The 22,511-nt window shown below is 72.1% G+C and carries 12 protein-coding genes; 6 read left to right on the forward strand and 6 right to left on the reverse strand.

All coding sequences use genetic code 11. The annotated features are described in order from the left end of the window. The first annotated feature begins 10 nt into the window (after positions 1-10). Complete coding sequence (locus tag ACWEF6_RS23680) at positions 11-946, forward strand: GNAT family N-acetyltransferase (protein ID WP_449684943.1); 936 nt, start codon at positions 11-13, stop codon at positions 944-946. A 275-nt stretch (positions 947-1,221) separates the two neighbouring features. Here the strand turns inward: ACWEF6_RS23680 and ACWEF6_RS23685 are convergent, their stop codons facing one another. Further along, entirely contained in the window at positions 1,222-5,820 is a 4,599-nt protein-coding gene (locus tag ACWEF6_RS23685) for a DUF6531 domain-containing protein (protein WP_449684944.1), read from the reverse strand. 242 nt (positions 5,821-6,062) lie between these two features. On the opposite strand from ACWEF6_RS23685, the gene ACWEF6_RS23690 reads away from it, so the two are divergent. Continuing rightward, positions 6,063-7,676, forward strand: coding sequence for a long-chain fatty acid--CoA ligase (locus ACWEF6_RS23690; RefSeq protein WP_449684945.1), 1,614 nt, complete (start codon positions 6,063-6,065; stop codon positions 7,674-7,676). A 4-nt stretch (positions 7,677-7,680) separates the two neighbouring features. Here ACWEF6_RS23690 and ACWEF6_RS23695 read toward each other — a convergent pair whose 3' ends face one another. Next, positions 7,681-9,369: a helix-turn-helix domain-containing protein gene (locus ACWEF6_RS23695; RefSeq protein WP_449684946.1), complete on the reverse strand. Its 1,689-nt coding sequence runs from the start codon at positions 9,367-9,369 to the stop codon at positions 7,681-7,683. A 146-nt stretch (positions 9,370-9,515) separates the two neighbouring features. Between ACWEF6_RS23695 and ACWEF6_RS23700 the strand changes: the two genes are divergently transcribed. Further along, positions 9,516-10,907 (forward strand): MFS transporter, encoded by a 1,392-nt coding sequence (locus tag ACWEF6_RS23700; RefSeq protein WP_449684947.1) that lies wholly within the window; start codon positions 9,516-9,518, stop codon positions 10,905-10,907. Beyond that, positions 10,904-12,493 carry a tannase/feruloyl esterase family alpha/beta hydrolase gene (locus ACWEF6_RS23705; protein WP_449684948.1) on the forward strand — a complete coding sequence of 530 codons (1,590 nt, stop codon included), beginning with the start codon at positions 10,904-10,906 and terminating at the stop codon, positions 12,491-12,493. The genes ACWEF6_RS23700 and ACWEF6_RS23705 overlap by 4 nt, the downstream gene beginning before the upstream one ends. A gap of 55 nt (positions 12,494-12,548) precedes the next feature. Here the strand turns inward: ACWEF6_RS23705 and ACWEF6_RS23710 are convergent, their stop codons facing one another. Further along, entirely contained in the window at positions 12,549-16,193 is a 3,645-nt protein-coding gene (locus ACWEF6_RS23710) for a glycoside hydrolase family 3 C-terminal domain-containing protein (protein ID WP_449684949.1), read from the reverse strand. 193 nt (positions 16,194-16,386) lie between these two features. Beyond that, entirely contained in the window at positions 16,387-17,571 is a 1,185-nt protein-coding gene (locus ACWEF6_RS23715) for a hypothetical protein (protein ID WP_449684950.1), read from the reverse strand. A gap of 23 nt (positions 17,572-17,594) precedes the next feature. On the opposite strand from ACWEF6_RS23715, the gene ACWEF6_RS23720 reads away from it, so the two are divergent. After that, positions 17,595-18,626 (forward strand): hypothetical protein, encoded by a 1,032-nt coding sequence (locus tag ACWEF6_RS23720; RefSeq protein ID WP_449684951.1) that lies wholly within the window; start codon positions 17,595-17,597, stop codon positions 18,624-18,626. Between the two features lie 146 nt (positions 18,627-18,772). Here ACWEF6_RS23720 and ACWEF6_RS23725 read toward each other — a convergent pair whose 3' ends face one another. Both ACWEF6_RS23725 and ACWEF6_RS23730 read right to left on the reverse strand, forming a co-directional pair. Then, positions 18,773-19,114: a hypothetical protein gene (locus tag ACWEF6_RS23725; protein WP_449684952.1), complete on the reverse strand. Its 342-nt coding sequence runs from the start codon at positions 19,112-19,114 to the stop codon at positions 18,773-18,775. A gap of 34 nt (positions 19,115-19,148) precedes the next feature. Then, positions 19,149-20,807, reverse strand: coding sequence for an ArnT family glycosyltransferase (locus ACWEF6_RS23730; protein WP_449684953.1), 1,659 nt, complete (start codon positions 20,805-20,807; stop codon positions 19,149-19,151). Positions 20,808-21,030: 223 nt separating this feature from the next. On the opposite strand from ACWEF6_RS23730, the gene ACWEF6_RS23735 reads away from it, so the two are divergent. Then, positions 21,031-22,425 (forward strand): endo-1,4-beta-xylanase, encoded by a 1,395-nt coding sequence (locus tag ACWEF6_RS23735; protein WP_449684954.1) that lies wholly within the window; start codon positions 21,031-21,033, stop codon positions 22,423-22,425. Positions 22,426-22,511 lie beyond the last annotated feature (86 nt).

Consider the following 22,511-nt stretch of genomic DNA (forward strand, 5'->3'; position numbering starts at 1 on the left):
GGCCGGCCGGGTGGACGAGCTGCCGGTGGTGACCGAACGCCTGATCGTGCGCCGGTTCGAGGACGGTGACGTGCCGGCGTTCGGCGCCTACCGCTCGGATCCCGAAGTGGCGCGCTACCAGTCGTGGGACGTGCCCGTGTCGCCGGCCGACGCCGGGCGCCTCGTGGCGGAGTTCGCAGCCGCCGAGGAAGGGACGCCCGGCTGGTTCCAGTACGCCGTGGAGTTGCGCGACGGCGGCGGCCTGGCCGGGGACGTCGGGGTGTGCGTCGACCCCAACCGGATGCAGGCCGAGCTCGGGTTCACCATCGCGCGGGAGCACCAGCGGCGGGGCTACGCGACCGAGGCCGCGCGGGCGGTGCTGGACCGCCTGTTCGGCATGGGGATCCGCCGGGTCTCGTCGGAGTGCGACGCGCGGAACACGGCCTCGGCGCGGCTGCTGGACCGGCTCGGGTTCCGCCCGGAGGGCCACCGCCGCCGGCACACCTGGCTCAAGGGCGAGTGGACCGACGACCTGCTCTTCGGGCTGCTGCCCGAGGACCGCGGCGATTCCGTGGGGCTCTTCGCCTGCCGGCCCAACCTGCTGGTGCGCGATCTCGCGGAGAGCGTCGCGTTCTACGCGGACCTGCTCGGCTTCCGGGTGGGCTGGCGCTGGTCCGACCGGCGGGGGCGGTTCCTCGCCTCGGAGGAGCCGACCGAGCCGGGCACCGCGCTGGTGGCCCGCGATCAGGTGCAGATCATGCTGACCCAGGTGGCCGGTTCGCACCCGACCCGGCTGCACCTGGACGTCCCGGCCGCCGTCCGGGTCGACCGGCTGTTCCTCGAGTGGAGCGGGCGGGGTGTTTCGATCGTGGAGCCGCCGTTCGTGCGGCCGTGGGGGATGTACGAGATGCGGCTGCTCGATCCGGACGGCAACGTGCTCAGGGTGAGTTCCCCGCCGGCTCACTAGGTGTCAGCGCTTGGTGCGGTTCCGCGCCGCGCGTGGGTGGGGATTGCCGGGCGGAGCCGCGCTCCTCGGGGTGGTCATCGGGTGTGTCGTCGCGCGCTGACCGACGTGATCGCGACCGCCGCCGACACGCCCCGGAGCGTGCTGTGGCTGAACGACCTCGAGCCGTTCCTCGGGGCCCGAGGCCTGACCGGGCCGGCGTGCTGCCGATCCGATCACCCGGCAGATCGCCGAAGTCATGTCGGCCGCCGGGGTTGCGGCCGGTCCGTGATGGCGGCTCAGCGCTTGGTGCGGTCCCAGATCGCCACCGGGGGTGCGTCCGGGTGGTTCACGTCGTGGGCCCAGACCTTGTCCACCTTCGGGTTGTGGCGGAGGATCGGGAACTCGTCCATGTCGAACACGTTGTTCGGGCGGCGGGAGGCGAGCTCGTCGCCCTGGTCGGCCCAGCCGCTCGACTTGCCCGGGGTGTTGGGCAGGGCGATGTGGACGTCGCCCTGGGCGTTGTGGGCCAAAGCCTTCGAGGCGTCCTTCCAGACCTTCTCGCCGTTCGGGTGGTTGTCGGAGAACTTGGGCATTTCGACGCCGTTGTCCTTCAGGATGCCTTCGAGGGTGTTGCCGCCGTTCTTCTTGGCCAGGTTGATCGCCGGGTCCTCGATCGAGCCGTGGTACTTCGAGTCCGAGATCTTGGTGCCGGTGACCGGGTCGACCTTCGCGTCGGTGATGTGGCCGCCCGACCAGAACCAGGACTTGTCCTTGCCCGGCGCCATCATCTCGTCCCACTTCTTCGAGAACTTGGCGTACTGCTCGTCGGTCATGTTGTGCGGGCGGATCTTGCCGTCCGGGTCGCGGAACTCGCCGAGGCCGTCCGGCTTCTTCGCGCCCGGCGGGAGCTTGCCCGCGTCGCCGCCGCCCGCCGGGTTGTCCGGGGACTTCGGGCCGCCCGTCTTGCCGCACGGGCTCTGCACCAGGCCGAGCGGGTCGCCCTGCAGGTGCGGCTGCTCGACGTAGCCCACCGGGTCGGGCGCCGCGGCCAGGCCGAGCGGGTCCTGGCTCAGGTAGCGCCCGGTCCGCGGGTCGTAGTAGCGGTAGACGTTGTAGTGCAGCCCGGTCTCGGCGTCGCGGTACTGGCCCGGGAAGGCCAGCGGCATTGGCGCGCTGCCGGACGTCGACGGCAGCAGCTCGCCCCAGAAGCTCCTCCGCGCCTGCCACTCGACGCCGCCGTCCGGGGCGAGGAGCTCGGTCGGCGTGCCGGCCGGGGACGTCACCACCGTGTGGAACCGCACCTCCGCACCGCGCTGCTCGACCTGCACCACCGGCCGGCCGTCGTCGGGATGACGCTCCCAGGTGAGCACGCGCGACGAGCCGTCGTCGGACACCTCGATCTCCTCGACGAGCTCACCGCCGCTCCAGACGAACCACGTCTCCGCCGTCTGCCGCGGCGCGCCGTCGTCGTCGAGGATCCAACGCCGCTTGGCGAACCGGCGGCCGAGCGGGTCGTAGCGGTAGGTCCAGAACGACTCGTCCGGGCCGATCGCGGCGACCAGCCGGTCCAGCTCGTCCCAGACGAAGCGCCACCCCGCGGTCCCGGTCACCCGGCCCTGCGGGTCGTGGCCGTACCGCGTGCCGGACGGCGGCACCAGCCGGCCCGCCGGGTCGTAGGCGAAGCGTTCGACGCCTTCGGGTGCGTGCACCTCGGCGACGCGGCCGGCGGCGTCGAACCCGAACCGGACCGGCCGCGTGTCGTCGATCGCGGCGAGCCGGCCGTCCGGCGTGTACGTGTACGTGCGCCGGCCCACACCGGCGATCGTCTGCTCCCCAAGCCGGTCCGAAGCGTCGAAGACCTGGCGCAGGACGACGGTGCCGTCGACCGAACGGGCGGTCTCGCGGCCGGCTTCGTCGTACTCGAAGGCGATTTCGTGGCCCCCGACGCGCAGCGACACCGGGCGGTCGCCGTCGTACCGCCACTCACTGTCCACACCGGACAAAGTGGTGCGGTGGACGCCCGCGGCGTCGTAGGTCCAGCGCACGCCGACGCCGTTGACGGTCTCCTCGCGCACCCGCCCGCGTTCGTCGCGCACGATCTGCAGGACCGATTCGTTGTTGATCGCGTACTCGAGCTGCCCGAGCGCGTCGTAGGCGTACCCGGTGACCCCGGTCGCCGTCCGCCGTTCGACGACGTTGCCGAGCACGTCGTAGGCGTACTCGGTGACTTCGCCGGCGCCGTTCGTCATCCGCCGCAGCTGCCCGGCCTCGTCGTAGGCGTAGGTCAGCCGGCGCCCGTCGAAGTCGGTCTCCTCCACCAGCCGGCCGGCCGGGTCGTAGGTGTAGCGCCAGGTCTGGCCGCGCGGGTTGGTCACGGCGATCAGCCGCAGCTCGGCGTCGTAGCCGTACGCCGTGCGCGCGCCGGCCGCGTCGAACTCCTCGATCGGCAGGCCGAACGGGCCGTACGTGCGCCGGGTCGTCCGCCCGGCCGCGTCGCGGTGCTCGACCACACGGCCTTCGCCGTCATGGCGCCAGCTTTCGCGCTCGCCACCGGGGCCGATCCGCCAGGCGCGCTGCCCTTCCGCCGTCCAGCCCAGCCGGGCCGCGCCGCCGGACGCGGTGTGCACCAGCCGCGGCCGCCCGAACGGGTCGCGGTCGCCGGGCCGCACCGCCGCGGTGAGCACCGGTTCGTCGCCGAAAGCGTCCGTGCCGTCGACGCGCAACCGGGTCGAGACGCCCGGGAGCGCGGCGTACGGATCGGCCGCCGGGGCCACCGCCCGCGCGTCACCGGCCCGCAGTTCCACCTCGCCGGCCCCGGCCTGGGTCAGCCGCACCTCGGACCCGTCCGGCCGCGTCACCGTCGTCAGGACGCCGTTTTCGTAGCCGTAGAAGGTGATCCGGCCCAGTTCGTCGGTCTGCGAGAGCAGGTCGTCGTAGCGGGTCCACGAGTACCGGCGCGTGTGCCCGAGCGGGTCGGTGCGCTCGACGAGCTGGCCGGCCTCGTTCATCCGGTAGACCCAGGTGTGGCCGAGCGCGTCGGTGTGCCGGGTGGTCCGGGTCCCGGTGTCGTAGGCGAACGCGCCGTTGAGGTAGCGCTCGGCGCCGACGCTGCGGACGCAGCGGCCTTCGGCGTCGTAGACGTAGCGGTACCAGGTGCCGGTGCGGTCCTGCCAGCCGACGATCCGGTCGTCGACGTCGTAGTCGAGGTTCACCGGGCGGCCGGTGAAGCCGGCGATCTGGGTCAGCTGGCCGAGCCGGTTGTAGCCGTACCGCACGACCGGCGCGCCGCCGGGCACGCCGAGCGCGATGATCCGGCCCGCGCCGGCGTCGATCCCGATCTCGGTGCCGTCGTCGCGGCGCAACAGGCTCGGGGCGCCGCTCTCGTCGTGTTCGATCGTGGTGCGGGAGCCGCCCTGCTCGATGCCGGTCAGGGGCAGCACGCGGCCGCCGCCGTCCGCGAACACCAGGTCGCGCGGGCCGGCCGACAGCCGGTAGCCCCCGCCGGTCCGGCGCAGCGGGTGGCGCGGGCCTTCGATCGGCAGCACGGTCCGGTCGCCGTCCGGCCGCGGGTACACCAGGACCATGCCGTCCTCGGCGAAGAACCGCAGGTGGTCGCGATCGGCCTCCAGCCGCTGGTCCAAAGTGGACGCCCAGGAGCGGCCGAACCACCGGCCGCCGCGGTAGGCCGACAGGTGCGTGCGGGACAGCTCCAGGTCGCCCGCCTCACCCGGCAGGGTCAGGTCGACCTGCTTCAGCACGACCTCGCCGGTGGCGACGTCCACCGGGTCGGAGACGCAGACTTTCTTGTCGTCGGGCACCGCGCGGTCGCGCGGGCCGTCGCCCTTGGGGTCGCCCTTCGGCTTGCCGCCGCCATCGGCCCCGCCCTTCGGGGTGCCCCCGGGCGGGCCGTCCTTCGGCGGCGGCGGGGTGTCGGCCGGCGGGTCGCTCTTCGGGGGCGGGTCCGTCTTGGGTGGGGCATCGGTCTTGGGTGGCGGGTCGCCTTTGGCGCCCGAGGTCGACGTGCCGTCGCCCTTCGCGCCCGAGGGCGAGGTGCCGTCGCCGTCGCCCTTGCCCTTGGGACCACCGATGTCCTTCGGCCCGCTCTTGATGTCGGCGTGTTTGGGCGGCGGCGCGGTTTTGCCCGGCTTGATCTTCCGTAAGGCCTTGGCCGCGTCTGAGAACAGGTCCCCGGCGCGTTTGAGCAGTGGTACCAGGGCCTTCAACGCCGTTACCAGTCGTTTGACCAGGTCGGCGATCTTGGAGGCGGTCTTGGCGACGGCGTTGATGACCTGGGGTACGACCCAGGTCATGCCGATGCCGAGGGTGAACACGACCTGTAGTGCCCAGCTGATGAGGTGCCCGACCAGTTCGGCGATGATGTCGCGCACGAGTGCGCGGACGGCGGCGACGACCTCGCCGGCGGTTTTGACGCCGCTGGAGGCGCCTTCGCAGCCTTTCTGCGCGGTCTCCAGCAGCGTGACGGTGTCTTGGGCGCGTTGGCGGTAGGTGTCGGCGGCGGTGCCGGTCCAGGAGGAGATGTCGGTGGTGACCATGCCGGTCAGGTCGGTGCCGATGCTGCCCAGTTCGGCCGCGATGTTCTTCCAGGTCTCCGACTGCGCGGCGATTTCGTCGGCGTTGCCGGTGAGGCCGTTGAGGGCTTCCTTGAGCGGTCCGACGTGTTCGATCAGCCAGCCGACCCCGGCGGCGAGGATCGCCCCGAACGGGTCCATTGCCATCGAGAGCGCGTCCAGCGCCGTCCCGACGGCCCCGAGCGCGACCGAGGCCCAGTCCCCGCTCTCGATGGCCGACTTCAGGTCGTTCGCCGTTTCCAGCAGCGAGATGCCGGAGTACGCCTTCGTCGAGTCCTTGGTCTCAGCCACCAGCGGGTTTGCCACTTGTTGACCTTCTTTTCGTCGGGCCTTCAGGCAAAATTAGCAGCGCCGTCTCCTGCGGCGGCGGTCCCGGAACCCGCCTGCCCGAAAATCCCGCCATCGCTGCCCGGGGTGGGCAACGGCCCGCCGGCGTGGAGGTGATCACCACCGGGGACCCCCGACGAGTGGGCGGTTCGCACCTCTGCCGCGGCCGGGAACGCTCTTAAAGTCACTCGCGACCAGGCCACCGGACCGGAAGAGGCGCCATGGACGGGCTGATGCAGCCACGGCCGCTCACCATCGCCCACATCCTGGAGCGTGCCGAGCGGCTCTTCGCGCACAAGGAAGTCGTCACGGCCGGGGGCGAGCGGCTCACCTACGCCGAGGTCGCCGCCGGGACCCGGCGCCTCGCCGCCGCGCTGGACGCACTCGGCGTCCCGCCCGGCGCGCGGGTCGCGACCTTCGCGAGCAACCACCGCCGGCACCTCGAGCTCTACCTGGCCGTGCCGGTGACCAAGCGGGTGCTGCACCCGATCAACATCCGGCTGCCGGCGGAGCACCTCGAGTACATCGTCGAGCACGCCGAGGACGACGTCCTGTTCGTCGACCGCGCGCTGCTGCCGCGGATCTGGCCGAGCGCCGGCCGCCTGCCGCGGGTCCGCCACTGGATCGTGCTGCCGGACGACAGCGGCGAGCCGGTCCCGGACGATCCCCGCATCCGGCACTACGACGACCTGGTCGCCGCGGCCGCGCCGGTCACCGGCTCGTTCGAGGACTCCTTCACCCTCGCCGACGAGCACCTCGCGTCCGGGCTCTGCTACACCTCCGGGACGACCGGGCCGCCCAAGGGCGTGCTCTACAGCCACCGCTCGACGGTCCTGCACGGCCTGGGGACGCTCGCCGCGGGCCTGATCGGCCTCGGCGAAAGCGACGTCGTGCTGCCGATCGTGCCCATGTTCCACGCCAACGCCTGGGGCCTGCCCTACGGCGCGATGCTGACGGGAGCCGCGCTGGTCCTGCCCGGCCCGTCGGCGGACCCCGGCCACCTGCTGCGGCTGATGGCCGCCGAGCGCGTCACCGTCGCCGGGGCCGTCCCGACGGTCTGGACGAGCATTGCGCCCGGGCTGCGTGACCACGACCTGAGCGCCACGCGGTTCCTGCTCGGCGGCGGGTCGGCCGTCCCGCCGGCGCTGTCGGAGACCTACCGCGCCGCGATCGGGGTGCCCATCACGCACTCCTGGGGGATGACCGAGATCAGCCCGGTCGGGGCCATCGGCGGCACCCGCACCCAGCACCGGGACGCGCCCGCGGCGGACCAGGTCGCGGTGCGGGCCGCTCAGGGGCAGCCGTTGCCGCTGGTCAACGTCCGGATCGTCGACGTCGAAACCGGGCGGGAGCTGCCGCGGGACGGCGACGCCGTCGGCGAGCTGCAGGTCGCGGGCCCGTGGGTGGCGGGCGGCTACTACCGGGTGGGCGCCGACGGCAGCTTCACCGCGGACGGCTGGCTGCGCACCGGCGACCTGGCCACCATCGACGCCGAGGGCTACCTGCGGCTGGTGGACCGGATGAAGGACCTGATCAAGTCCGGTGGCGAGTGGATCTCCTCGGTCGAACTCGAAAGCGCGATCACTTCGCACCCGGACGTCGTCGAAGCGGCGGTGATCGCCCGCCCGGACCCGCGGTGGATGGAACGCCCGGTGGCGTACGTGGTGCTGCGCGAGGGCGGCGAAACCACGGCCGACGAGCTCCTCGAGCACATCACGCCGATGGTCGCGAAGTGGTGGCTGCCCGACGAAGTCGTGTTCGTGCCCGCGTTGCCCAAGACCGGCACCGGCAAGATCTCGAAGACCGCCCTGCGCGATTCGGTGCGGGTCGGCTGACCGCTCAGGACGTGACCGCCCGGAGCTGGTGCAGCCGCAGGCCGAGCTGCAGTTCCAGGTCGTTTTCGTGGCGCCAGTCGGAGCCGAGCACCGCGGCGGCCCGGTCCAGGCGCTTGAGCAGGGTGTTGGCGTGCAGGTGCAGCGCGCGGGCGGTCGCCGCGACGTTGGCGCGGTGGACGTAGTACGCGCTGAGCGTGCCGACCAGATCGGTGCCCCGCCGCCGGTCGTACTCCAGGAGCGCGCCGATCGAGCCGGCCAGGAACCGGTCGAGCTCGCCGGCCCGCTCGGGGTCGAACACCATGGCGTACAAGGCGTACTGGCTCGTGGTGGCGCCGCCGTCGGTGTGCCCGAGCGCGCGCATGACGGCGCCGCAGCGGCCGGCCAGCGACTGCGCCCGGGCCCAGTCGTGGCCGCTCGCGCGTTCCCCGACGACGACGACCGGACCGCCCAGCGTCCGCCGCAGTCTCGTGTGGACGTCCGCGACGGTGGCCTCGGCGTCGGCACCGGGCAGGATCATCGTGGCCCGGCCGAAGTGCTCGCCGGCCAGCCCGGCGCGGTCCCGGGCGATGTCGTGCAGGTGCCGCGCGAGGTCGCCCGGCGGCACCGCGGGGGAGTCCGCGACCAGGACCAGGTCCAGGCGGTCGACGTCGATGGCGCGGGCCCGGGCGCGGGCGCGCTGGGCCGGGCCGATGCCGGGGCTGCCGACCATGAGCTCGGTCAGCAGCTCCCCGCTCAGCCGCTCGCCGGCCTCGGCGACGGCCTGCTCCTTGAGGATGAGCAGCCCCAGGATGTGCGTGGCGCGTTCGAGCGTCCGCAGGTCCGTGTCGTCGCCGGTGCCCGACGGCCGGCTCCACACGAGCGCGCCGAGGTAGCTGTCGCCCGCCTGCACGGCCGCCACGCTGCGGTCGGTCCCGTCGGCGCCGGGCGACGTCGTGCAGCGGCCGGTGCGGCGGGCGTCCTCGACCGCCCCGGCCAGGTCCGTCCTCAGTGGACTGCTGGTCCGGCCGAGCAGCGTGACACTGCCGCCGAGCTGGTCGGCGAGGTGCTGGGCGACGTCGGCCGGGGTCCCGCCGTCCAGCACGACGCCGGTCAGGGCTTCGTGGATCGCCTGCGCCCGTTCGATCTTCCCGTAGGCGACCCGCAGTTCCCGCAACGCGGTCCGGCTCTCCTCGTAGAGCCGGGCGTTGTCGAGGGCGACCGCGGCGTGGTCGGCGAACGCGTTCAGCAGCGCGATTTCCTCGGCTTGGAACGACCGTTCGGAGCGGTCCGCGGCGAACAGCGCGCCGACGGCTTCACCGCGGATCACCAGCGGCACGCCGAGCAGCGCGACCAGGTCCTCGGTGACGACCAGGCGATCGAAGTTCGCGTCGTGCTGGATGCGCGTCGAGGTGGCGTAGTCGCGCACCCAGTGCGGGCTCTTGGAGGCCAGCACCTTGCCGCCGAGCCCGACCGTGGCCGGGATGGTCGCCGCGAGGAACTCCGCGGAGATCGTGCCTTCCGACGCGCGGGCCGACAGCCGGCCGTCCGCGCCGACCAGCGACAGGTAGGTGAAGTCGGTGCCGATCAGGTCGTGGGCGTGGTGCACGATCGACTGCAGCACCTCGTCGAGCTCGCCCAGCGCGGTGAGCGACTTGACGGTGGCGTACAACGACGCCAGTTCGCGCTGCCGGCGCGGTTCCGCCGCACTGGTCACGGGGTCGCCCTCCTCGGCATCGGGGTGGGCGAAAGACCCACCGCTGCGGCGGGAGGAGTGGGTGGTCCACACCTCAGCCGGCAGCGTAACCGCGCCCTACCATCACCGCCAGCACCTGCCTGACCTCCTCGACGAAGGCGGCACCCATGGCCATTCCGCTCACCCAGCCCGAAGGGCAGTCCGGCACCGGGGTGCCCGCCGCCCCGCGCCGGGGCTTCCGCAAACTGCTCGCCGCCGGGCTCATCGGCAGCTCGATCGAGTGGTACGACTTCTTCCTCTACGGCACCGCCGCCGCGCTGGTGTTCCCGAAGGTGTTCTTCCCGCACTCCTCGGCGCTGACCGGGACCCTGCTGGCCTTCAGCACGTTCTGGGCCGGGTTCGTGGCCCGGCCGGTCGGCGGCGTGCTCGCCGGGCACCTCGGCGACAAGTACGGGCGCAAGCCGGTGGTCGTCGCCTGCCTCGCGCTGATGGGGGCCGCGACCTTCCTGATCGGCTGCCTGCCCAGCGCGGCCAGCGTCGGCGCGCTCGCCCCGACCCTGCTGGTCATCCTGCGGTTCGTCCAGGGCCTCGCGGCCGGCGGGCAGTGGGGCGGCATCGTCCTGCTGCTCACCGAATCGGCCAGTCCCAAGCGGCGCGGCTTCGCCGGGACGTTCGGGCAGACCAGCGTGCCGGTGGCCGTCATCCTGTCCAACCTGATCTTCGTCGCGGCCAGCGGCCTGATGCCGGACGCGGCTTTCCTCAGCTGGGGCTGGCGGATCCCGTTCCTGCTCAGCGTCGTGATGTTCGGCGTGGTCCTCTACATCCAAGCCAAGGTGGAGGACACCCCGGAGTTCCGGCAGCTGCAGGAAGCCGTGGCGGACCAGGAAGGCCCGGTCGTCCGGGCGCCGCTCGCCCAGGTCCTGCGCAGCAAGTGGGGCACCATCCTGCTCGGCTGCGGGCTGCTGTCGGCCACCAACAGCCTGTTCTACGTCAGCATTTCCGGGCTGCTGAGCTACGGCACCGGCACGCTCAAGCTCCAGCGCGACTCGCTGCTCGCGGTGGTGCTGCTCAGTTCCGCGGCGATGCTCGCGACGATCCCGTGGTCCGGGCACCTCTCGGACAAGGTGGGCCGCCGCCCGCTGATCCTGATCGGCGGGCTGGGCGTGGCCGTCTGGGCGTTCCCGTACTTCGGGCTCGTCGGCACCGCGTCGCTGCCGCTGATCTTCGTCGCGGTCGCGGTGGGCTTCGTGTTCCAGTGCCTCACCTACGGCCCGATCGCGAGCTTCCTCGGCGAGCTCTTCGCGCCGAACGTCCGCTACTCGGGCGCGTCACTGGCCTACCAGCTGTCCGCGATCGTCGTCAGCGGGGGAACGCCGTTCCTGATGACGGCGCTGATCGCGGAGGCCGGGAGCACCTGGCCGGTCGCCGTCTACATCACGCTGATGGGGCTGATCACCTTCGTCAGTGCGTGGTTCCTGCCCGAGACGAACCCGCCCGAGGTCCGGGCCGATCCGGACGCCGTCCCGGGCGCGCACCTGCACCAGGCGGCCGCGCGATGAGGAAGACGGTGGTGGCGGCCGTCGTGGCGCTGACGGCGAGCGTCCCCGGCCCCGCGCTGGCGTCTCCGGCCGCGCCGGAGTGCGCCGGGCTCGCCGGGCTGCGGATCCCGGCGTCGGTCATCGGCCTGCCCACGAGCGGCGGGCTGGTCACGGCCGCCGCCGTGGCGGGTGCCGCCTGCCGGGTCGACGCCGACCTGTACCCGGTCGATCCGGCCGCGCCGGCCATCAAGCTGCGGGTCGCCCTGCCCGGTGCGTGGAACCACAAGGCGCTGATGTTCGGCGGTGGCGGCTACAACGGCACCATCCCCGACGTGGCGGCCAACGTGCCGTTCGGCCCCGCCGACCGGCCGACGCCGCTGGCCCGGGGCTATGCGACCTTCGCGAGCGATTCCGGCCACCAGCAGGACCCGGCGCGCCCGCCGTCCCTGGACGGGTCGTTCGGCGTGAACGACGAGGCCTTGACCAACTTCGCCGCCGGCGACGCGTTGAAGAAGACGCGGGACGCGAGCCTGTTCCTCATCAACCGCGCCTACGCGGCGGCACCTGCCGAAGTCTTCTTCGCCGGCGGGTCGACCGGCGGCCGGGAGGCGCTGGTCGTCGCCCAGCGGTGGCCGGCCGCGTTCGACGGCGTCATTTCCGCCTACCCGGCCTGGAACAACCTGGCCGAGATCCTGGACCTGGGTTACCTCACGCAGGTCCTGTCACGGCCCGGCGCTTTCCCCGATCCGGTGAAGCAGAAGCTTCTCTACGACAGCGTCATCGAGGCCTGTGACAGCCGGGACGGTGTCGCCGACGGCGTGGTCTCGGACCCGGGCTGCCGCTTCGATCCGCGCGTGCTGCGCTGCCCGGGCGGGGCCGACACCGGCCCGGCGTGCCTGTCGGACGCCCAGATCGGGGCGGTGACGGCCATGTCGTCGCCGTTCCGGTGGCCGTACCGGATCGCCAGCGGCGAAACGCAGTACCCCGGCTTCCCGTTCCTTGCCGGCGCGGACATGCGGACGCCGTTCCTCGGCTTCGGCACCACCGCGCCGGCCGACCCGATGCCGGTGACCAGCGGCTACGGCATGCAGTACTGGGACCAGTGGGTCAAGTACTTCCTCACCCGCGACCCGGGGCAGAACGCCCTGGACATCGATCCCCGGCACCCCGGCAAGTGGCTCGCCCGGATCAGCGCCCTGTCGAAGATCGAGGACCGCAACAACGCGGACCTGCGCCCGTTCGCCCGCGCGGGCGGCAAGCTGATCCTGCTGCACGGCGCCGCGGACGAGCTGGTCTCGCCGTACTCGACGAGCGACTACTACTCGCGGGTCCGTGCCGTGGCGGGCCTGCGGGTGACCGACGCGTTCCTGCGGTACTACGTCGTGCCCGGCGCCAACCACGCCAACTTCGGGACCCCGGCGTTCGCGGCCGGCTGGGATTCGCTCACGGCACTCGAGCAGTGGGTGGGCACCGGCCGCGCGCCGGTGGACCAGGTCGTCACCGACCTGGCCCACCAGCGCACGCGGCCGCTGTGCGCCTACCCGGGCTGGCCCCGGTACCGCTCGGGTGCTCCCGACAGCGCCGCGAGTTTCGTCTGCACCCGCTGAGCGCGTCGTGAGTGGTAATGAGGGTTCTAACCCTCATTACCACTCACGACGGCGGTCAGCCGATGGCGACGGAGAAGATGTGCATCGCCGCGGTGCCCATGTTCGCGCCGTCGCTGACGTCCGGCAGGGTCAGGTACTGCACCGTCTTCCCCGGCTGCAGCGGGATCGGGGCGTAGTACAGGCTCACCCGCTGGTCCAGCCGTCCGTTGCTGTTGTTGAGGTAGGGCAGCGTGGTGAGGATGTCGCCGCCGGTGGCCGCGTTGGACCACCAGTCCGCGAAACTCACCGAGTGGGACTCGGTCGTCCCGTCGGTGTAGGTCACCGTCGCCGTTCCGCTCGGGCTGCCGTAATCGCCCGCGCCGATCAGGCCCAGCGTGGTCCCGGAGCCCGAGAGCGCGATGGTCTGCCCGCCGGCCGAGCTGCCCGCGACCACGTTGTCCGGGCTGCCCGGCTGGGCGTCCGGCCAGGTGAACGTCAGCCCGTTGTGGGTGAACGTCGCCCCCGGTGTCAGGCTGGGCGTCGCCGCGGCCAGTGCCTGCGCGGAGAAGCTGGCGTTGCCGCCGTCGAAGTTGCCCGCGCCGGGGGTGGCGTCGTCGCTGATGCCCACGTTGTTGCGGGCCGCGGCCAGCGACGGGTACGGCGGGTGGGGCAGCAGCACGGTGGTCGCGTCCACCGCCGTGCCGCGGCCGTTGGCCGAGGTGAACGTGGCCTGCGCCGAGACGTCGAACTTGCCGGGCTGCGCCGACTCCGGCACGGCGATCTCCCAGGCGGTGCTGACGGTCTGCCCGGCGGGCACGGTGGCGAAGGTGGACGGCGAGGTGGCCTTCGCGGTCCAGCCGGCCGGCACGCTGAGCGTCAGGGCCACGTCACGCAGCGGCCGGGCACCCGCCGGGTTGGGCAGGGTGGTGGTGGCGGTGTACGTCGTCCCCGCCGTCACCTGCGCCGGTGCGCTGAGCGTGAACGGCTGCTCGACCACCACCGGCGTGGTGCCGGTGACGCCGTCGACCGTGACGCTGATCGTCGCGACACCGGGCGCCACCATGGTCACCTGGCCGGTCCGGCTCACCTGGGCGACCCGCGGATCGCTGCTGCGGTACCCGATCCGGGCCCGGGACAGGTTGACGAACGACTGGTCGTCGTGCACCGCCTCGACGACGTGGTCGGCCGGCGTGTGCTGGTCGGCCTGAGCGGTGACGTCGGCGATCCACGGGTTCTTCGCCGTCAGGTCGAGGCGCTGGCCCGGGGTGAACACGACCTGGCCGGGCTGCACGGTCACGTACTTCGTCTTCGGCGCCAGGGCGCCCTTGACGGCGACCGAGGCGGTGCCGGCGAGGTGGCCGGAGTCGGTGCCGACGCCGAACCGGTAGGCGCCGGGGTACACCACTTCGCGGCGCTTTCCCTCGTCCCAGAACGAAAGATCGCTGATCCGCACCGGGAAGGTCACGTGCTGGGTCTGGCCCGGCGCCAGCACGTTCGTCTTCTTGAACCCAGCCAGGCGCTGGCGCGGCAGTTCGACACCGGGGACGTCGAACGCCGTGGCCGCGTACAGCTGGGCGACGCTGGCGCCGGGCGTGGTGCCGGTGTTCGTGACGTCGGCGTGCACCGTCACCTGCCCGTTCGCGTCGACGGACTTGGTGTCGGCGTGCACGCGGGAGTAGGCGAACTTCGTGTAGGAGAGGCCGTAGCCGAACGGGTAGGCCGGGGTGCCGGTGAAGTACTGGTAGGTGCGGCCGAGGCCGCCGGTCTGCGACGGCGTCAGGCCGTAGTTCTTCATGGCCGGCAGCTGCGCGTCGTCGGTGTACCAGGTGAAGTTCAGGTGCCCGCTGGGGTTCTGCTTGCCGAACAGGACGTCGGCGAGCGCGGTGCCCTGGCTTTCGCCGTTGTACGAGCTGAACACGACGCCCGGGATCCCGGCGGCGTGGCCGAGCGACACGGCGCCGCCGGCCTGGACGGCCAGCGCGGTCCGCGGGTTGCCGGCCGCCTTGACCTGGTCGATCAGCGAGTCGTAGTTGCCGGGCATGGCGATGGTGGTGCGGTCCCGGCCCTCGGTGGCGACGTTCCCGTCGGTCCCGGCGAACACCACGACCAGATCGGCCGTCTTCATCGCCGCGAGGGTCGCCGCCGAGCAGCTCGCCGCCGTGGTCGTGCCGGTGGACGTGCCGCACGCGTCGAACGTGACCGTGGCGTCCGGGCGGGCGGCCTTGACCGCGGTCGTGATGCCCTGCACGGCGTTGACCTGCAGCGCGGGCTCACCGGAGTAGCCGCCGAGGGTGACCTTGTTGGTGAGATCGCCGACGACCACCACGCTGCCGAGCTTCGCCGGGTCGGCGGGCAGCAGCGGCGCGCCCGCGCCGGCGACCGGGTCGTTCTTGAGCAGGACCAGTGAGTTCGCGGCGACCTTCGCGGCCAGCGCCTGGTGCTCGGCGCTCTGGATGACGTCCTTGGTGATCTTCGTGTAGGCCACCCGGTCCGGCGGGTCGAACTCGCCGGTCTGCATGCGGATGGTGAACACGTGCACCAGCGCGGTGTCGAGCACGCCTTCGGACAGCACCCCGGCCTTGATGGCCTCCTGGATGTTGGCCACGGTGGCTTCCGAGCCGGTGCAGTTGAGCTGCGTCCCGGCGCGCAGGGCGTACGCCTGGCCGCCCGCGGCACCGGACACCTTCTGGCCGGTGGCGGTGTTCGTCCACTGCGTCGCCGCCCCGGCGGTGGTCGTGGTCCAGCCGGGCGGCGCCCAGTTGTGGCTGCCCGCTGCGTAGACGTCGCCGACCGCGCCGCAGTCGGAGGTGATGTAGCCGTCGAAGCCGTAGGTGCGCTGGGCGATGGCGTTCGCCGTGTAGGTGTCGGCCGGCGCCGGCGTGCCGTTGATCGCGTTGTACGACGTCATCAGGCCGGCGACGTGCGCGTCCTGGATCAGGTGCCGGAACTGCCGGGTGTAGTAGTCGCGGATGTTGGTCTCGGTGGTGTCCGAGGAGTCCGCGTGCCGGTCGTTCTCGACGTCGTTGAGCGCGTAGTGCTTGGCGGTCGCGGCGACCTTGAGGTACGGTGTCGCCGGCTTCCCGGACGGCGTCTGGCCCTGGTAGCCGTTGACGAACGCGCCGGCCATCTTCGCCACCAGGTAGGGGTCCTCGCCGAAGCCTTCGTCGGTGCGGCCCCACCGCGGGTCGCGGTCGAGGTTGACCGTCGGGGCCCAGTAGGTCAGGGAGCCGTAGTTGTTCTTGTCCGGGCCGATGTTGTTCTGCCCGACGCCCCACAGCGACTTGTCCAGTATGCCGCGGGCCTCGTCGGAGATCGCCGTGGTCTCCTGGTGGATCAGGTCCGGGTCCCAGGACATCGTGCTGGCGAGGTTGGTCGGGAAGCTCGTGGCGTGCACCCCGCCGGTGACCGTGCCCGCGTTGGTGTTCGCGCCGAGGGTGTTGAGGCCGTGCTGGCCTTCGCTCCAGTAGGTGTACTGCTGGACGCCGAGCCGCGGGATGGCGGGGGCGCTGTTGGTGCGCAGCTGCAGGACCTTCTCGGGCAGCGTCATGCGGGCGACCAGGTCGGCGGCCCGTTCGGCGAAGCTGTAGTGGGTGTCGCGGTAGACCGGCAGGGTGCCGGGCTGGGCGGGGGCCGCCTCCGCGATGGGGACGAGCGTGGCCGCGGCCAACGCGAGCAGGGGCACGGCGGTCAGTCTCCGCCGGCCGGGGAAGCGCAGGGACATCGGATCTCCGTCGCAGAAGTCGATGGGCGGGGTGCTCCGGGGCGTCGCCGGGCGGGGGGAACCGCCGGTTCGCAGGCTGGTCCGTGACCATCGTTCGCAAGGAATCCGGTTCTGGCAAGCAATTCACGGCCGAAGCGGCGTCACCGCTGGCGGGAGCCCGGGCGCGGCTGAAAGTTTCACCCGCCGGCCGTGGTCAGGCCGGCTCGGCGTCGGCCATCAGGGCGCGCAGCCGGGCGCCGTGGCCGGGGACCTGGCCGAGCAGCAGCCGGCCCGCCTCCTCGCCCCACAGCTTGCCGACCAGGTCCCGGTACTCCGACAGCCGCGGCAGCTTGCTGTCCAGCCGGAACAGGATGGCCAGCGGGCGCCGCTGCCACCAGCGGCGGATCCAGTCCACCGGCTGCGTCACCAGCAGGGCGCCGTAGCTCGTCGGCAGTGCCGGGCCGGCCGCGGCCTTCACGGCCTTCTCCGTCAAGTTCAGCATCTCGGTCAGCGACACGGTTTCGCGGTCGGGACCGCTCGCTTCGGCCAGCAGGGCCTGGTACCTGGCCAGCAGCTTCCGGCGCTCCCGGATCGTGTCGGCGTTGCGCAGATCGGCCTTGAATTCGCCGAAATAGCGCCGATAGCGGCGGAATTCGTCGCGCACGCGCAGCAGCTGCTCCGGGACGTCGCCGAGCGAAGCCGCGCGCGAGAGCACCAGAGCGCTGATCGGCGGGATCGGGATGGTCGACATCGCCGTCCACTCGGCGACGAGGTCGCCGCCGTTGAGCGGCTCGTCGAGCGATTCGCTGACCTCGTCGTACAGCCGGCGCGGCAGCGAGCGGTAGGTCTTCTGCAGCGTGCCCGCCACGAACGGCACCCGGTCGAAGTCCGGGAAGTAGTCCAGGCCGTGCGCGGCGGCCACGATGAGGTAGCCGTTGCCGCGGTACAGCCGCTCCTTGACCGAGCCGTCGCGGCTGCTGGCGTACCCGCCGAGCGCGTCGACCTGGGCGAGGAGGTTGTTCAGCCCGGTCGTGTAGTCCAGGCCGGGCAGCGCGCCGGACGCGTCGGCGGTGTGCTCGGGGCCGCCGGCGTCGAGGGTGATGCGTTTCGCGAGCTCGTCCGGCAGCCGCAGCATGACGCGCCGCAGCTCATCGGGGGACAGCGCCGGCCGGAACGTGCGGTAGAGCCCTTCCTCGCCGAGCCGCCGGCCCAGGACGTTGACGTGGTCGTCCGCCGCGCCCAGCGCTTCCAGGCGGTCGAGGAGCACCACCGCTTCGCAGAGCGCGCAGAGGTCGAGGAACAGCGGCAGGCTCAAGGTTTCCGGACGGCTCAGGACGCTGCTGGCGTTGGCGACCAGGGTCTGGGTCACCAGCGCCACGTTTTCCCCGGTTTCGGCCACGCCGCCCATCCTATGCTGGGGCGGTGACGTTCCTGCTCGAACTCGGCGCGGCGTCCGTCGAGGCGACCGAGGTCACCGGCACCGACCTGCTGCCGGTGCGCGAACTGGTGGGGCGCGGCGAGATCGTGCTCCTGCGCGAGGAGATCCCGCGCGAGCGCACCCTCGACCAGTGGCCGCGGGACGTCGTGGAGTCGATCGGGGAGTGCGCGGCGGTGCCGCTGTCGAGCCTGACCGGAGAGGGCGGCCCGCGCTACCCGCTCGTGGTGGGCCGGCGCGAGAGCATCCGCTTCCTCTGCTCGTACGCCGAGAGCGTGCCGGTTCCCTGTGAGGCCCAGCCGGTGGTGACGGACTACCGCGAGTTCCGGCACCTGTGGGTGACCGAAGCGCAGCCGCTCGAACCGGACGGCTTCGCGATCGGCACCACGCTCGCCAAGATGCACTCCCGCAACGTCCTGCACGGCGACGCCCACCGCGGGAACTGGCTGTTCGACCGCGACGGCACGGCGCTGGTGCACGACCCGCGGCCGGTGTTCCTGCACTGCCGGCCGAGCGCGGAGCAGTGCGCGACGGACATCCGCCCGCTGCTCCCGGCGCTGGAGCCGGACGGGTGGCAGAGCTTCCGCCTCGGCTACCGGGCGGAGTGGCCGGAGGAGGGGCGCGTCATCGACCTGATCCAGCTGAGCGACCGCACCGGCTGGGCGGCCGCGTTCCGCACGAGCGAGTTCGCGGCGGCGGCCGAGCTCATGGCGCGCCAGCTCGAGACCGAGGACACGCCGATCGTGCGGGTGATGCTGCTGGCGAACCGGGCGATGGCGCTGAGCCGCACCGAACGCCACGACGAGGCCCTGCAGGAGTGCCTCGCCGCCTTGCGGCTGGCGAGACAGCGTTGCCCCCACGTGGCCAACGGCCTGGGGCTCGCCGTGGCGGTGGTGTGGTCGGGATTGGGACAGCGGGCGAAAGCGGTGGAGGCGCTGCGTCCGGTGACCGACCGCCCCGAGCAGTTCCTCGCCAGGCTGGCGAGAACGGACGCTCAGCTGCCCATCATGAACATGTGAGCGCGCCGGGCCGGGGGACAGCTCGGCCCCGGACCCGTCCGGCGCGCAGCCGGTCGAGTGGCTTGCGGGCCGCCCATATCGTGGCGTACCTGATCGCCCGCGGCCGGGCCACGGTGTCCGAAGTGGAGGGTGTGGCCGCCCGCGCCCTAGCGGATGACGGTCCAGTAGAGGACGTCGGGGACGACGATCAGCAGGGCCACCGCGAGCCAATAGCGGGCCACCCCGAGGCCAGGGGCCCGGAAGGCGAACAAGGCGTTCAAGCCGAACACCACGAGCACGGCGAACAGGAACAGGACCAGGCTGATCACGATCTTGATCCCCGCTTCGCCGGACTCGGCCGCGACCTCGGCCAGACCGAGCTCACCCGCGAGGATCTGCACCGCGAACAGCCCCAGCGCGACCGGGTAGGCGCAGGGGATGGCCAGCAGCAGGTTGAGCGGAACGCCGATCAGCCAGACCTGTCCGGGGCGGAGCTCTCTTCGGGACACCCGATCATCATGCCGGAGACGCTCGGCGGGCGGCTCACGGTCGGCGGTGGATCGTGATCGAGTGCCCGACGTCGTCGAGCGGGGTGCTCGTGCGCAGCAGGAATCCCAGGCGGTCGTCCGCCTTGGCGATGGCCGAATCCGACACCACCAGCAGGCCGTGCACCGCGTCCGGGGGCACGGCCAGGGGGTCGGCCGCCTCGATGCCGTAGGACGACGGCACGCCGCTGCCCTTGTAGACCAGCCACACCCGTTCACCCGGGTAGCGCTGTTTCAGGCGCTCGGCCAGCCGGCCCAGGTCCTGGCCCCAGTCGACGTTCGAGTCGTGCAGCTGCCGGTGGGTCCGGGCCGGGCCGCCGAAGGCCTCGTTCGCGTACGGCAGGTAGTAGGGGAACGTCCGCAGCGAGCTGATCGCCGTGAACGCGACCAGGGCGGCCACGGCGACCGGCGCCCACCGGCGGCGGACGGTGACCACGCCGGCCGCCGCGACGGCCAGGAACATCGGCATGAACAGCGCGTACCGGACGCCGAGGTCGCGGCTGCCCGTCATCGCCGCGGCCAGCAGCACGGCCGCGGGAAGCAGGACGTACGGTGCCGCCGGGCGCAGCCGGGGGACCGCCACCATCGCGACGGCGCCGGCCGTCCAGAGGGCCAGCGCGCCCAGCGGGGTCTTCACCAGCAGCGCGGCCGGGAGGTAGTACCACAGCGCACCGACGTGCACGCTGCCGAACAGGAACGTGGTCCACACCTGGTCTTCGAAGCCGAACTGGACGCGCATGCCGTCGAGGTACGGCCGCGGCAGCGGCAGCAGGTCGGCGAGCGACCGCAGGCCTTCGACCGCGGGCAGGCCCGGTGGCGGTGTCCAGCGCAGCTGCGGATCGACGACGAGGTACGAAACCCACACGACGGCGATCGCGATCAGCCCGACGCCGAAGGCCGCCACCACGCCGGCGCCCAGACGCCTGACTGTCCGTTGTGGACCATAGGCGTACCAGGCCGACAGCGCGGCCAGGAGCAGCGCCACCGGAACCGCGGCCAGGGCACTCATCTTCGTGGCCACCGCCGCGCCCAAGGCCAGTCCCGCCAACGAAAGATGGCGCCAGGGACGTTTCCGGGCGCGCCACAGCAGCCAGGCCGACGTCACCAGGAAACCGGCCACCGGCACGTCGAGGGTCGCCAGAGACCCGTGCGCGATCAGGTCGGGGGAAAGCGCATACAGCGCCAGCGCCACGACACCGCCGGGCGGGCCGGCCAGATCGCGGGCGAACAGGAACACGACCAGCCCGAAGAGCAGCGTCAGCACGATGACCGGCAACCGGGCGAGCAGCAGCAGCCGGCCCGCGTCGTGGCCCGACTCGTACAGCACGTACCGGCCGAGCCGGGTCTGGTCGCCGGCGAAACCGGCGTCGACGTGCACGTCCGCGAAGGCGAGCCCGGTCGCGATGACGAGCTTCCCCAGCGGCGGGTGCTCGGGGTTGTACCGGAGGCTGTCGTGCTCCAGCGAAAAGACCGCCGCGCCGACGTAGACCGGCTCGTCGATGGTCGGGGTCTGCTCGACGGCCGTGGTGACCATCGCGATCGCCATCTCGGCCAGCAGCGCGAACACCGCGAGCGGGAGCAGCCACCGCCACCGGCGGCCGGGAGGACGCGCGCCGGCCCGCGGCGGCACGTCCTCCCGGATCGCTGCGATGATCACTCCCTGAAAGACGTCCGGCGGCGACCGTGGTTGTGCGCCGGGACCAGGACCCGGCGACCGGATTTCGCCAGCTCAAAACCGGCTTCGGGGGTGCCCGAAACTTTCGCCGTCTCAGCCGGGGCGGGACGCGTGGCGTCGAAAGTCGATCGAAACTTTTTGCGTGGCCCTTCGGTGGCGTGCTCTGCTGCTGGCAACGGGGGAACTTCACCGAAGGAGACCACGGATGGCGGAAAGTTCGTCGGACCTGCGCCGCAGGCGCTGGTGGCGGTCGACGACCACGCGAGTGCTGGCGGGCGTGGCGAGTGTCGCCGCGACCGCAACCGTTCTGGTGACCGCGCCCGGCGCGGACGCCGCGGCCAGCACGCTGGGCGCCGCGGCCGCGCAGTCCGGCCGGTACTTCGGCACGGCGATCGCCGGCAGCCGGCTCGGCAACTCGGCCTACACCACCATCGCGGCCCGCGAGTTCAACATGGTGACGGCCGAGAACGAGATGAAGCCGGACGCGACCGAGCCGAACCAGAACCAGTTCAACTTCTCGGCGGGCGACCAGATCTACAACTGGGCGGTCAGCCACGGCTCGAAGGTCCGCGGCCACACCCTTGCCTGGCACGCGCAGCAACCGGGCTGGATGCAGAACATGGGCGGCAGCAACCTCCGCAACGCGATGATCAACCACATCCAGAAGGTGATGGCCCACTACCAGGGCAAGCTCGCCTACTGGGACGTCGTCAACGAGGCGTTCAACGAGGACGGCAGCCGCCGGTCGTCGAACCTGCAGAGCACCGGCAACGACTGGATCGAGGTCGCCTTCCGGACCGCGCGCGCGGCCGACCCGTCGACCAAGCTCTGCTACAACGACTACAACATCGACAACTGGAGCTACGGCAAGACCCAGGGCGTCTACCGGATGGTGCAGGACTTCAAGTCCCGCGGCGTCCCGATCGACTGCGTGGGCCTGCAGGCCCACTTCACCGGCGGCAGCTCGGTGCCGGGCAACTTCCAGCAGACGATCTCCAGCTTCGCGGCGCTCGGCGTCGACGTCGCGCTCACCGAGGTCGACGTCACGAACTCGAACACCGGGCAGTACTCGGCGCTGACCCAGGCGTGCATGAACGTCGCGCGCTGCGTCGGCATCACCGTGTGGGGCGTGCGGGACAGCGATTCGTGGCGGTCCAACGAAAGCCCGCTGCTGTTCGACGGCAACGGCAACAAGAAGGCGGCCTACACCTCGGTGCTGAACGCCCTCAACGCCGCCGGTCCCGGCCCGACGACGACCCCGACGACACCCACGACCACCCCGACGGACACCACGACGACGACCCCGACCACCACGACCACGACACCGGGCGGGGGCAACTGCACCGCCACGCTTTCGGCGGGGCAGCGGTGGGGTGACCGGTACAACCTCAACGTCTCGGTCAGCGGCTCCTCCTCGTGGACGGTCACGATGAACGTGCCCAGCCCCGCGCGCATCAGCGCCACCTGGAACATCAACGCCACTTGGCCGAGCAGCCAGGTGCTGATCGCGAAACCGAACGGCAACGGCGACAACTGGGGCGTCACCATCATGGCGAACGGCAACTGGAACTGGCCGAGCGTCAGCTGCAGCACGTCCTGACCGACCCGGGCCCCAGGCCTCGTGAGTGGTAAGGCGGGTTCTAACCCGCCTTACCACACACCAACCGGCCGCGGGGGGCCACAGGG

This window comes from Amycolatopsis sp. NPDC004772, from assembly GCF_053601215.1.